The 13,778-nt window shown below is 47.8% G+C and carries 10 protein-coding genes; 2 read left to right on the top strand and 8 right to left on the bottom strand.

What is annotated here, in order from left to right; translation table 11 throughout:
* Window positions 1-103 precede the first annotated feature (103 nt).
* Window positions 104-1,474: a CapA family protein gene (locus ABN764_RS02155; RefSeq protein WP_446670768.1), complete on the top strand. Its 1,371-nt coding sequence runs from the start codon at window positions 104-106 to the stop codon at window positions 1,472-1,474.
* A 1-nt stretch (window position 1,475) separates the two neighbouring features.
* Here the strand turns inward: ABN764_RS02155 and ABN764_RS02150 are convergent, their stop codons facing one another.
* Window positions 1,476-1,946 (bottom strand): MarR family winged helix-turn-helix transcriptional regulator, encoded by a 471-nt coding sequence (locus ABN764_RS02150; protein ID WP_021254611.1) that lies wholly within the window; start codon window positions 1,944-1,946, stop codon window positions 1,476-1,478.
* Window positions 1,947-2,172: 226 nt separating this feature from the next.
* Between ABN764_RS02150 and ABN764_RS02145 the strand changes: the two genes are divergently transcribed.
* Window positions 2,173-2,340, top strand: a complete 168-nt coding sequence (locus ABN764_RS02145) for a hypothetical protein (protein ID WP_021254612.1) — start codon at window positions 2,173-2,175, stop codon at window positions 2,338-2,340.
* Here ABN764_RS02145 and gyrA read toward each other — a convergent pair.
* The 7 genes from gyrA to ABN764_RS02110 all read right to left on the bottom strand — a co-directional run bounded on the left by gyrA (window position 2,337) and on the right by ABN764_RS02110 (window position 13,724).
* The gene (gyrA, locus tag ABN764_RS02140; protein WP_446670767.1) at window positions 2,337-4,784 is read right to left on the bottom strand and encodes a DNA gyrase subunit A; all 2,448 of its coding nucleotides are present in this window, start codon (window positions 4,782-4,784) and stop codon (window positions 2,337-2,339) included. The genes ABN764_RS02145 and gyrA overlap by 4 nt on opposite strands.
* A gap of 15 nt (window positions 4,785-4,799) precedes the next feature.
* Window positions 4,800-6,791 carry a DNA topoisomerase IV subunit B gene (parE, locus tag ABN764_RS02135; RefSeq protein WP_446670766.1) on the bottom strand — a complete coding sequence of 664 codons (1,992 nt, stop codon included), beginning with the start codon at window positions 6,789-6,791 and terminating at the stop codon, window positions 4,800-4,802.
* Window positions 6,792-7,024: 233 nt separating this feature from the next.
* Window positions 7,025-8,014 carry an ABC transporter permease gene (locus ABN764_RS02130; RefSeq protein WP_021254615.1) on the bottom strand — a complete coding sequence of 330 codons (990 nt, stop codon included), beginning with the start codon at window positions 8,012-8,014 and terminating at the stop codon, window positions 7,025-7,027.
* Complete coding sequence (locus ABN764_RS02125; protein WP_174809285.1) at window positions 8,007-8,972, bottom strand: ABC transporter ATP-binding protein; 966 nt, start codon at window positions 8,970-8,972, stop codon at window positions 8,007-8,009. The genes ABN764_RS02130 and ABN764_RS02125 overlap by 8 nt, the downstream gene beginning before the upstream one ends.
* 39 nt (window positions 8,973-9,011) lie before the next feature.
* The gene (locus ABN764_RS02120; RefSeq protein WP_268623362.1) at window positions 9,012-9,833 is read right to left on the bottom strand and encodes a GDSL-type esterase/lipase family protein; all 822 of its coding nucleotides are present in this window, start codon (window positions 9,831-9,833) and stop codon (window positions 9,012-9,014) included.
* A 217-nt stretch (window positions 9,834-10,050) separates the two neighbouring features.
* Window positions 10,051-11,931 (bottom strand): ABC transporter ATP-binding protein, encoded by a 1,881-nt coding sequence (locus tag ABN764_RS02115; RefSeq protein ID WP_072728015.1) that lies wholly within the window; start codon window positions 11,929-11,931, stop codon window positions 10,051-10,053.
* A complete protein-coding gene (locus ABN764_RS02110) occupies window positions 11,928-13,724 on the bottom strand; it encodes an ABC transporter ATP-binding protein (RefSeq protein ID WP_072728013.1) in 1,797 nt (598 codons plus the stop codon). Before ABN764_RS02110 ends, ABN764_RS02115 begins: the two co-directional genes overlap by 4 nt.
* Window positions 13,725-13,778: the final 54 nt, after the last annotated feature.

The raw sequence follows: 13,778 nt of genomic DNA, 5'->3' as shown, positions 1-13,778 counted from the left end.
ATGCGATTGTACACGATGAGTTCATTTGCAGACACAGTCATCATTCAGTCATGCTCATTTAACGCATGGTGTTATTCGTGTATGAAAGGAGGAAAATAGGAAAATGAGTAACGGACGGTATGTACGAACAGGATTGCTGGTCATTGCAATTGTTCTCTTGATTTTATCCACTGCTTGCGCAATTGCCGCGCCATCACAGCTTGTCGATCAAGATGCATCTAGTTCGCAATCAACAACGGGCAGCGAACAGCAGACAAAGCCTCAACCGGCACACAAAGCAGCACTAGCTCAGCATAAGGACAGTTCACCTTCATCGACCGATGCCGATCATCTCAACTCTTCTACGAACATCCCGGCTAGTACGACCACTACGCCACCTAACAATACGAAGGCAAAGCCATATACTCTTTCCGGCAAGCTTCTTGCGGTAGGAGATATTATGATGCACTCCCCTCAGTTTCCTGCCTATTTCAATAAGAAGACAGGCACATACAATTTCAAGACCTATTTTACTAAGGTGAAGCCTATTCTCGAGACAGCAGATTGGTGCTGGGCGAATCTGGAGACTCCATTGCTAGGCGGCGAGAAGGTCTATACCGGATACCCCATGTTCAACGCACCACCAGAGCTTGCAGATGCCTTGAAGTTCGCAGGCTTCAATATTGTAACAGCGGCGAACAATCATTCATTAGATCGATATGAAGCCGGAGCCCTGCGCACATTGGAAGTGTTGAAGAAAAAAGGGCTGGTAACGAAGGGACTCTCCGCCTCATTATGGGAATCCAAGCAGCCAACATTAGTTGAGAAAAACGGAATACAACTAGGCATTCTCGCGTATACGTACGGAACAAATGGCATCCCGCTCCCGAAGCAGAAGCCTTATCTTGTCTCTCTCATTGATGAGAAGCGCATGATACAGGATATTCAGAATACGAAGAAGGCTGGAGCTGACGTTGTCGCAATTGCCATTCATTTCGGCACTGAATATGAGCACACGCCGAATCAAGAGCAAATTCGACTGGCACGTTCGCTGATCCAAGCTGGAGCAGATATTATATTGGGCTCTCATCCACATGTCATTCAACCCTATGAGCGTATTACGGTAAGAGAGCCCGACGGCTCTAAGCGCGATGGGCTTATTATTTATTCAATGGGGAACTTTATATCCAATCAGACAGGCAATGGTACTGATATTGGAGTAATCTTCGGTGTAGAAATTAATAAGCATATGCCTGAAGGCACAATCGAACTAAAAAATGTGACAACGATCCCAACATGGGTGCATATTGAAGGTGCCCGTGACAAGCGCAAGTACCGTGTACTCCCACTGGAACAAACGATCAAATCACATTCTGACAATCGATTAAGCACACAGCAATATCAGGCAATGAAAAAGATGCTCACCAGCGCGACAAGCCATCTTGCCTCAAGATCGGCTGTACCGGTTATACTCAATGTCTCGCCTTCACCATAGATTATTGGCCTGCACGAACAGGCTCTGACGCTGCAGCCGTCTCTTTCTCAACAGTAGACGGTTGTGGCGGCTGAGTCAGCTTGCCAAGCAAAAGGATAAGCAGCTGCTGGTTATGCGTTGAAATCCGATGTAAAATTTCATTCCAGTAGTTCTCTCGAATAGCGACTCCACGGCGCATTTCCTGTTCTCCGAATTCGGTTGCCTGGATCCACACAATTCGACGATCATCCTGGTCTCGCTCTCGAATAATTAGAGCATTCTTCTCCATCCGATCCATCAATGTTGTAATCGCAGCAGGAGTCGTAGCTAAGTGAGGCAACAGATCAGAAGGCTTAACCTTCCCATATTCCGCAATTCGTTCTAATACGGTTAACTGGCTCTCTGTCAAGCTTGGCGCCAGGGACTCGTCCATCATTGACTTATAATCCTTGGATAACTTCGACCATAGCTTGGCAAATTCGGTTGCATGCATGCAAACGACTCCCCCTTTATTCCATGTCGATCTACAAACACCTAAATTATACCACAGCAAAGTAGATAGGACATCCCTAATCTTAGCATAATGCCATTTAATTACAAATTTATTGCCAAAGAAAGTTCAGGAACCAAGCAATCAACTAGCACATATACTGTTGTATAGGCATCTATCACACCAACTTCTCACTAATTTGATGCTTTAACTGCGAGGAGGGGACACAATGGATCAGGACAAATCCGGTATTTTCCGCAAAGCAATGGAGATCGGGATCATAAAAGACCCACAATGGATAGAACGACTCGATGAGCCCGTACCATTGTGGGTCCTATTAGAGATTATCAATACCCTGCACGATGTGTTGAATCCACCGCATAAGCCATTCGATTAGACGGATGGTGGGGTAATAATCATCGTATTTACAATACTATCTTCCTTATCGATTGCAACCAAGCTTCGGCCTTGCGCTCTCTTATCCATGAGAGGGGCATGTTCAGTAATAAGCTGATGCAAGTGTCCCTGTTCCGTAATGATCGTAATCGGATACGATTCTTTACTGAAGTAAGCGCCAATTAACTTCTTCCCATTCGGCTTCACTCGCTTCCCTTCTTTGAACTCGAATGTAGCCATTCCTTTACCGCCGCGTCCCTGTGTTGGGTAATCCAGCAGCAACGAACGCTTGCCCCATCCAATATCCGTTAGAACAGTAATCTCGCCCTCTTCACCAGTGACCCGAAGAGCTGCTGTGATTGCATCGTCATCCTTAAGCTGCATTCCACGAACACCACCAGCTGCGCGTCCCATCGGATTCACTTCCGCTTCTGTAAATCGGATAGACATTCCTTGCTCGGTCACGAGAAGAAGATCCGCTGCCCCATCACTGAGCATGACAGCCAACAACGCATCTTGGTCTGCTACTTTACAAGCAGCGACTGCCCCTGTACGGTTGGTTTCGTATTCCTTGAGCATCGTACGCTTTACTTGGCCACGACGCGTAACGAACAAGAGCGAACTCAACTCGTCTGCGAATGACTTGACTGGAATAACAGCTACGATAGAGTCTTCCTTCGCAATCGGAATCACATTGACGATGGCTGTACCATTGTCCTTCCACTTGAATTCTGGAATCATATGGACAGGCAAGGAGAAATATTGTCCCCGCTGCGTAAAGATAAGCAGGCGATCCAAGGTGTTCACTTCATAAATTTGACGGATGTAGTCGCCTTCCTTAACGCCAGATGCATCCCATTCTCCGCCAGATCGTGTGAAGGATAGCTGACTCGTCCGCTTGATGTATCCATCATTGGACAAGGTAACGAGAACATCCTCGGCATTTACGATGACCTCAAGGTTCACCTTGATTTCCTCAACTTCCCCCTGCACGACTGAACGGCGATCAATTCCATATCGATCACGAATATCCGTCAGTTCCTTCTTAATTACCTTCATCAGCTTCTTGCTGCTCTCCAGAATCGAACGAAGGTCGGCAACCTTCTTGCGAATATCCTCTAATTCCTTCATCAATGAAGTCAATTCCAGATTCGTCAAGCGGTACAGTTGCAATGTCAAGATCGCATCAGCTTGACGTTCGGAGAAGCCAAATTGTTCAATCAAGTTATGCTGTGCATCCTGACGATTCTTCGAAGCTTTGATAGTCGCGATAACCGCATCTAATATATCAAGCGCCTTGACCAAGCCCTCCAACACATGTGCGCGGTCTTCTGCCTTCGACAAGTCATATTGGGTACGATTCGTGACAACTTCCTTCTGGTGTTCAATGTAGGCTTGGAGCATAGGCAAAATACCCATTTGCATCGGAGCCTTGTTCACGATCGCTACCATGTTGAAGTTATAGGTCACTTGCAAGTCGGTCTTCTTGAACAAATAGTTCAAAATGCCGTTCGCATCCGCGTCCTTCTTCAGCTCAACGACGATACGCATCCCTTCGCGTCCACTTTCATCACGAACCTCTGCAATACCGTCTACTTTCTTCTCTAATCGGATGTTCTCCATTGCGGTAACGAGACGCGACTTCACGACCTGATACGGGATTTCGGTAACGACGATCTGCTGACGACCTCCGCGCATCTCCTCAATATCCGTCTTCGCGCGAATGTAAATGCGGCCCTTACCCGAACGATATGCATCGCGAATGCCTTCCGCACCCATGATGATTCCGCCTGTAGGGAAATCCGGACCTTGCACAATGCTAATAATCTCATCCAGATCAATCTCGGGCTTGTCGATCATGGCGATGCATGCCTCAATCACTTCCCGCAAATTATGTGTGGGAATTTCCGTTGCAAAGCCGGACGAAATCCCGCTAACACCATTTACGAGCAAGTTCGGGAAGCGCGAAGGCAATACAACAGGCTCTTCTTCCGTATTATCAAAATTTGGACGGAACGGAACGGTGTCTTTCTCAATATCCCGAAGCAGCTCCATCGCAATGGAGGACAATCTGGCTTCTGTATAACGCATTGCAGCTGCTGGATCATCATCGATTGACCCCCAGTTGCCGTGACCATCAATCAGGACATGCCCCATCTTCCATGGCTGCGCCATGCGCACCATGCCGTCATATATTGAAGAATCCCCGTGCGGGTGGTAATTACCCATGACGTCCCCGACCGTTTTGGCCGACTTACGGTATGGCTTTTCCGGTGTGTTGCCGGATTCATACATTGCATACAAGATGCGTCGCTGTACCGGCTTGAGACCGTCCCTGACATCGGGTATCGCACGATCTTGAATGATATATTTGGAATAGCGCCCGAACCGGTCGCCAACCACGTCTTCCAAGAACGCGGGTTTGAATTGTTCCGATACGCTCATGTGTCTCTCACCTTTCTATTCCTCGAACTCCGCAAAGTCAACGTTCTCTACGATCCAGCGCTTACGCGGCTCCACCTTGTCGCCCATTAATGTCGTCACACGGCGCTCTGCCTTGGCAGCGTCATCGATCTGCACCTGCAGCAGTGTTCTCGTCTCCGGATCCATCGTCGTTTCCCACAGTTGATCGGGATTCATTTCGCCAAGACCCTTATAGCGTTGAATTTCAGCGCTTTGTCCGAACTGCTTCACGTAGCTAGCAAGCTGCTCGTCCGTCCAAGCATAGCGAACCGTCGAGTGCTTGCCCTTCTTATGCGATATCTTATAGAGCGGAGGCTGTGCAATATATACCTTGCCCTTATCAATAAGCTGACGCATATAACGATAGAAGAACGTGAGCAGCAGCACCTGAATATGCGCACCGTCAGTATCGGCATCTGTCATAATAATGATCTTCGCGTAGTTGCTCTCATCCGCATCGAAGTCGGAGCCTACCCCTGCTCCGATTGCATGGATAATTGTCCGATATTCATCATTCTTCAAGATGTCGGCCAGCTTGGCCTTCTCCGGGTTCATCGGCTTCCCCTTCAGCGGCAGGATTGCCTGCGTCTTGGAATCGCGTCCTTGCTTCGCAGAACCGCCCGCCGAGTCCCCTTCGACGATAAAGAGCTCATTGCGTGTATAATCCTTAGACTGCGCTGGTGTCAGCTTGCCGTTAAGGTTTGAGCTCTCGCTGCGCTTCTTGCCTGAGCGCACATCCTCTCTCGCCTTACGTGCCGCTTCACGCGCCCTTGACGCCTGAATGGCCTTCTTGACTAACATCTGCGCAATTTGTGGGTTCTCCTCCAGGAAAATGCTCATATGCTCTGCTACGATTGTATCTACAGCGCCCCTAGCCATGGCACTACCGAGCTGATCCTTCGTCTGACCAACAAATTCCACATCGGACATCTTCACATTAATGACCGACATCATGCCTTCACGTAGGTCGTTTCCGTCTAGGTTTTTATCCTTTTCCTTCAACAAGCTGTTCTTGCGCGCATATTCATTCATCACACGCGTGTAGGCTGTCTTGAAGCCTGTCTCATGCGTACCGCCGCCACGAGTTGGGATCGAGTTTACAAACGATACGATTGTCTCCGTATACCCATCGTTATATTGAAGTGCAATCTCAACCTCAACATCATCCTTCTCAGCAGTGAAATGAATCACTTCATGCAGCACGTTTTTATCTTCATTTAAAAAGCGTACAAACTCGCTTGCTCCGCCTTCATAAAGGAAAGTTTCTTCCTTCCCTGTCCGCTCATCTTTCAATGTGACCCGTAAGCCAGAGTTCAAAAATGCAATCTCCTGCAATCGTTCAGCAAGATTGTCATAATTCAAATGAATATTGCCATGGAATACCTTCGCATCCGGCTTGAATGTTACCCTCGTGCCTGTGCGATTCGTATTACCGACAATCTCCAGCCCCGTTACCGGTTCGCCGACATGCTCTTTGCCTTTCTTATCCGTCCATGTCTCAAAGCGCATGCGATGAATCTTGCCGTCTCGACAAATCTCCACCTCAAGCCATTCCGATAACGCATTCGTGACTGAAGCGCCAACGCCGTGCAGACCGCCAGATTTCTTATAGCCTGCACCACCGAACTTACCACCCGCATGCAAGATCGTATAGACGACCTGCGGGGTCGGTACCCCTGTCTTATGCATACCTGTCGGAATTCCTCGTCCATTGTCTCGAACGGTGACCGACTGGTCCTTGTGAATTGTCACATCAATCTGAGAGCAAAATTTGGCGAGATGCTCGTCGACAGCGTTGTCTACGATTTCCCATACCAGATGATGCAGCCCCGAGGAGCTTGTACTGCCAATATACATCCCTGGCCGTTTGCGTACCGCGACAAGCCCTTCGAGCACTTGAATGTCGTCAGCCCCATACTCAGAATTGCGGTTGCCAGATGCCCCCCCATTCTCAGGCGACTGTCCGAACATATCGACTTGCTCGACCATTCATGCTCCTCCTTCAAAAATACATGTAGTGCATAATCAATAATCATGCGCGTTCCATACCATAATACGTGCTTCATACCAAATGCGTACTTCATAAATAAAATGCTACCTTATTAGCGTTCCAACCTTCGTTGGCAAAAGAAAATCTGCCGCTGCCGGACGAGAGGAACAACAAAATGCCCCATTACTTATATCGTCCGGATGCAAACAGATGTTTCGCATTCTTGTATATTTTAATTCAAGATGTCCTGTTTCGTAAAGACACGGAATGCAATGAATAGGGAAATAATGCCCCATACACTTAATACAGCAAGCGAGAACGGCAAGCTCATCCCTTCTACAGGGGCCGGAGTACCCGCCATATAGTCCGTCAATTTCAAGTTAATCATGAACAGATATTTGGCAGTCGGCCAAGAAGAGGCCATATTATACAAGATGGTACCTGCAATCAGGGTAGCCATTAAGGTTACAATACTTGCCGCTGTGCTTCGGACGAGCACGGATATCATAAACCCAAGTGCTGCGACTACGATGCTGGAGAACCAGATAAGGCCACATTGCATAAGCAAGTACAGCCATGAGGGAAGCGTATGTACGGCATTGAAATCCACGTTCGTGCCCGCTACCGAGAATCCGGTAAATATCGGAAAAGACCAGCCTCCATACCCGAAGACCGCCCCTGAAATCAAATAAGCAAGCAGTGCTGTCATCACGACAATGATTCCGGTAAACATCATCAGGACAATCCATTTGCTCATTAACACCTTCCACCTGCGAACCGGCCTAGTCAGCAGCATCTTGATCGTGCCGGTAGACCGCTCCGATGAAACGATGTCCGAAGCAATCGCCATAACAAGCAGCGGAATGAACAGAGTTACTGCATTGTCCATAAAAGTACGGGTAAATGTCACCCCGTTCGGCTCACTCGGATTCACATCATGGTCCAAATAATATTGCAGCTGCTGCAGCATAATGAGCCGATACTTCTTCCACTCTTCGGGTATTCGGTCGCTTCCGAGCGAATTTTGAATATCGGTGATGCGCTGCTGCAGCTCCAGTCGCCAGTCCTCTTTGAACTTCTCCCTACTATTTTCCGCCATCTTCATTTGCGCATATGTGAAGACAGGAATTAACACAATCAATATGAGCATGATGACATAAAATCGTTTTTTCTTCAACACTTTTAATGTCTCATTGTGGATAAGCGGCAGCAAGCTACTCAATGCGTTCACCCTCCGTTAATTCTAGAAATAGCTGTTCTAGGGTAGGCATAATATGCTGGATTCCTTCGATTTGGATGCCGGCATGCATCATCTTGCGATTCAGTTCTGGAATGATGTCCGGTGCAGTTTCCGTTACGATTGCGTAGTCAGGTATCCCGATCAAGGTAGACTCGTCAATCGGCGCTGTCTCTCGGCTATAGATTGTAACCCCGTCGTTTTCTGCTAACAGCTCCATAGCCCGCTCCGCAGGCTGTGCCTGCCATACTACAAACTGATTGCGTCCCGTAAGCAGCTGTTCGACATCATCTACAGCAAGCACTTCACCATGGCTGATAATCGCAACGCGATCACACATTAGTTGAATTTCACTTAACAAGTGACTCGAGACGAACACAGCCATACCACTGTCAGCCAGCGTACGGATAAATGATCGCAGCTCCTTAATGCCGAGTGGATCCAATCCATTCGTGGGTTCATCCAGAATGAGCAGCTTCGGTTCAGCAAGCAATGCTTGCGCGATCCCAAGCCGTTGTCTCATCCCTAACGAATAGGTCTTCACTTTATCATGAATTCGATTCGACAACCCAACGATCTCGACAACTTCTTGAATGCGTTCTTGACCAATGCCGCTTACCATCCGCGCGAAATGTTCTAAATTTTCCCATCCTGTCAGAAAGTTATACATTTCCGGGTTCTCTACGATACAGCCAACATGCCGCAGGGCCCGCTCCGGATCTCGATTCACATCCAGACCACATACTTGAATCCGGCCTGAAGTGGGAGTAATCAAGTCCACCAGCATTCGAATAGTCGTTGTCTTGCCAGACCCATTCGGCCCGAGGAAGCCAAAAATTTCGCCTGCTCGAACCTCGAAAGTTACATCCTTGATAATCAGCTTAGAGCCTATTTTCTTCTTCACATGTTCTACAGATAATATAACTTCCTTCGCATGCTCCATCACCAAGCCACCTCCTGGCCGTCCTCTAGTGTCCTTCTATTATTGAATGCTCTGCACAATCCGCTTCGCAATGGCATCATATCCGTCTCCATTAGGATGAAAATGATCAGAAGATAAATATTTGCTGCTGTTCCGCTGGAACAAATCGTAGGTTGGAACCATCATCATATTCTGGTCCTTATTGATAAACGCATAAGCTGAATCGTTCCATTTCTGAACGACGGCATTTCCTATTTCACGCATCGCCTGCAGATCCGAGAATGGATTATACAGTCCTACATAGATGATAAGCGCATCCGGGTTCCATTTACGCAGTTGAGTCAGCACCTGTTTCAAGTGGACAATGCCAGCATCCACCTTGGCTACGAGTGTATCTAGCTGCATTTCCTTGGCGCTCATCTGTTCCGATTGAGCACCTTGGAATAAGTCATTGCCGCCAATCGTTAGTAGGATGACATTCGCTTGCTTCAATACATAACCCGCACTATCCTTCTCTATTCGTTCCACAAGCTGATCTGCACGAAGCCCGTTCACTGCCAGATTGTTCAGAAGCGTAACCGGCTTCTCCTTGCTCTTCTCAAGCGTACTCAACACACGTCGTACATATCCTTGTCCTGTCCCGTCGCCAGTACCTCTTGTCAAAGAATCCCCAAGAGCAGCAATCCGTATCTCTTGCTCCGAGTGAGTGGCGGTATCTGTTGTCGGTGAAGTCTTCACCCCAGGCGCATCCGCAAACGGAACAGAAGCAGGATAGATAATATCCGCAATTCCAAGTCCGAAGCCAACGAGCAAGAGCAGCGTACATCCCACGCCGCATGAAGCAATCCATAACCATTGCCGCGATGCCGTTTTACGACTCATCCTAGTCCTCCTGTCTCAATCCCTGAACTCTGTTCTCCCTTTACATTACCTGTTCAGGGTCCTATTTGCAAACTGAGTCAGCTGTTACCACGTTCCCTGGCAACAAGGGAGGCGACCGAGCAATTCGGCCGCCTCTTCATCAATTTCCTATACGATTGTACAAGACACAGAAGCAATTACAAGCAGCAGAATCGCTCTATCGCTACACGCGGTGCGACTACATGTACTTATACTGAGCCGCTACTAGATTGTAATAAGTGCCACGCAGATTCATCAATTGATCATGCGTACCTTGTTCCTGAATAACCCCATGATCAAGCACAACGATATTGTCACAATTGCGAATCGTAGACAACCTGTGCGCAATAATGAAGGAGGTTCTACCCTGCAGCAACGTCTTCAATGCTTCTTGAATTTTCAATTCGGTCTCGGTATCAATACTTGCAGTCGCTTCATCAAGAATCAATATTCTAGGGTTTGCAAGCAAGGCACGTGCGAACGAGATAAGCTGACGCTGACCCATGGACAGCACATTCCCGCGTTCCTCGACCTCAGTGTCATAGCCATCTTTCATACTTGCAATGAAGTCATGCGCATACACGGCCCGAGCTGCCGCTTCTACCTCTGCATCTGTTGCGTCGAGACGGCCGAAACGAATATTATCTCGTATCGTACCTGAGAAGATGAAGGTATCTTGCAATACAATACCAACCTGCGACCTCAGACTTTCAATTGTAACTTGCTTAATATCATGACCGTCAATGGTGACACGGCCTTCTGTCGTATCGTAGAAACGGCACAACAAATTGATAATTGTACTCTTACCGGAACCTGTGTGTCCGACTAACGCGATGGACTCGCCTGCCTTGGCTGATAATGAAATGCCTTTCAACGCGGGACGTCCCTTCTCGTATTCGAACATTATGTTCTCGAATTCCACATCGCCATGGATTGGTGGAAGCACTTTTGATTTCGCTGTATCCTCAATAGATGGCTGTTCATCCATAAATTCAAAGATGCGTTCCGAAGAAGCCATAGCAATTAGCATTTGCGAATACATTTGCCCCAAGCGATTAATAGGTTCCCAGAAGTTCCCGATGTACTGAGCAAATGCGAATAGTACCCCAACTGTAATCACATGGCTCTGAATCAAATAGGAACCGTACATGAATAGAATAAATGCACCTACAGCACTTGTTATCTCGATAACAGGGCCGAACGATTGATTCATGGCAGAAGCGCGATCCCAAGACTTCTTATTCACATTGTTCATATGATCGAAGAATTCCATGTTCTGCTTTTCTTGTGTATACGCTTGAGTGACACGAACGCCTTGGATCGCCTCGTTCAAGTGAGAATTAATCCGCGATTGCTTCATGCGGACGTCCTGCCAAGCGAAGCGGATCTTCTTCCGCAGCTTCGTCGACACTAAGAACATGATTGGAACCGTAATCATAACTGCCAGTGCAAGCTGAACATTCAAGAACAAGAGGATAATGATTATACCTGCTAGCTGCATGCAATCAATTAGCGTATTGACAGCACCGTTCGTGAACAGTTCCTGCAAGGAGTTGACGTCGTTCGTCACGCGCACTAGCACGGAACCAGCTGGACGTTTGTCATAGAAATGGAATGACAGCTTCTGAATGTGCTTGAACAGATCCCCTCGCAAATCATGAATAATGCGCTGGCCAATCACATTCATAAATTTGATGCGGAACGCATTGGCGCCCCACTGCACAATATAAAGTCCAAACACCGTTCCCGCGATCATATACAGCATATGCAGCGATGGGTTTCCGTCAGCGGGCTGTATCGCATGGTCAATGGCATAGCTGATGAGAAATGGGATTGCCAGTTTCGTAAGCGTACCCAGAACCATCATTACCAACAATACTGGCAGCAGTTGGCGTTTATACGGCTTCATGTACACCAGCAGGCGACGCATCTGAGCCCAGTTGAACGGCTTTTCTATTGCTTCATCATCTTGATAGACGAATCGGGAACGCTTACGTTCTGCGTTCTCCGCAGCTGTGTTCTCGTCTTCATTCGCCGGGCTCGCCGCCGTGGATGCTGCTGTGAATCGTGCTCCACTCATACTCTCACCTGCTCTCTGTTCGACGTTCCATCGGTGGTAGAATCCATCTGATCTTCTGACTCAAACTTATCAGCATACTGAATACGATATACATCTTGATAGGTACCCGGCACCTCAATCAATTGCTCATGAGTACCTCTCTGTGCGATGCTCCCTTGATCCAATACCAGAATCTCATCTGCATGCCGCAGCGACGAGATACGGTGTGCGATTATAAATACCGTACGTCCACGCATAACCTCTTGGAAGCCAGCCTGAATCGCATGTTCAGTATCCATGTCAACGGCACTTGTTGCGTCATCCAAAATCAAAATCTTCGGATCCTTCAGCAGCGCGCGGGCAATCGCAATCCGCTGCTTCTGACCGCCTGAGAGTCCCATACCGCGTTCGCCCACAATCGTATCATAGCCAAGCGGCAGCTCCATAATGAAGTCGTGTGCTTGCGCAAGCTTCGCTGCTCGAACCACTTCTTCTTCGGTCACATCATCTCGTCCGTAAGCAATGTTGTTATAGATCGAAGATGAGAACAGGAATGTCTCTTGGAATACGGTAGCCATCTGACTGCGGAGACTCTTCACATCCAAGTCTCGAATATCATGACCATCCAGCATAATGCTACCTGACTTCACATCATACGCGCGCATGAGCAGTTGAATAATTGTTGACTTGCCCGCTCCTGTACCGCCAAGCAATCCAATCACCTTCCCAGGTGTTGCGTCTAGCGTAATGTGGCTAAGAGCGTTTACATCACCTTCATAGCGGAAGGTAACATCTTTGAATTGAACATGTCCCTTAACTTCTTCATCATTCAATACAACCGCACGATCATTGTTCGCAATGTCAATTGGGGTATCCAGCAGTTCCAGCACACGCTCTCCAGATGCCTTCGATTGCGTATAGTTATTGATATGGAAGCCAATTCCCCACATCGGGCCAATGATGTACCAGATCATACTGAAGAAGGCAACTAATTCACCAAGCGACAGCTCTTTGTTAATGACCTTCGTTCCGCCAAGCGCAAGCAGCATGACCACACAGCAGCAAGCAAGAAGTTCCATCACAGGGAAGTATCGTCCCCATAGTGTCGCAGCATGAATTTGATTTTCCTTATACGCTTCAGACCGTATAGAGAATTTATCAACTTCATGGCTTTCACGCGCGAAAGATTTGACTGTACGAACGCCCGTAATATTCTCCTGTACTGCCGTTGTCAGGCGGCTGAAGGCGACGCGCATTTCGCGGAAGGCCGGATGTATCTTAGATTCGAACCGAAGCGCGACTAGAATTAACAGCGGTATTGGGATAAGCGTTGTTAGCGTTAACTTCCAATCAATTGAGAACATCATTCCAGCGCCAAAAAGAACCATCAGCACCATATTCAAAATTTGTGCGAAGCCGAACCCAACAAAGTTGCGTATCCCTTCAAGATCTGCAGTCAAGCGGGACATCAAATCCCCTGTTCTTGCCTTGTCATAGTAGCGGAATGAAAGGAATTGCAGCTTGCGATAGCAGGCATTTCTCATTTCGTAGGCAACATAGTTGCCTAGACGACCGCCAAAATAGCCGTGTAAAAATGTGAGGGTGCCTTTGATGCTGACAACGACGACCACCGTCAATGACAGCCAAGGCACCCAATCGAATCGTTCTTTTGCTATGACGTCGTCAATCAAGATGCGCAGCATATTGGGATACACCAATCCGAGCGCTGTTGCCGCCATCAAGCAAAGTATAGATACGAATAGGTAGCCTTTTTTCGGCCAGTAAAAAGTGCTTAGCCGCTTGAAGACGTTCATGATTTCTCCTCCCCTTTTCTACGTTCTCGTGAGATGTAATGCAGTTTATCATCA

Source organism: Paenibacillus wuxiensis (assembly GCF_040195695.1).
GTDB classification, from domain to species: Bacteria; Bacillota; Bacilli; order Paenibacillales; family Paenibacillaceae; genus Paenibacillus_B; species Paenibacillus_B suaedae.
Note: the sequence above shows the minus strand (reverse complement) of the source record. Positions and strands in the feature narration are given on the sequence as shown.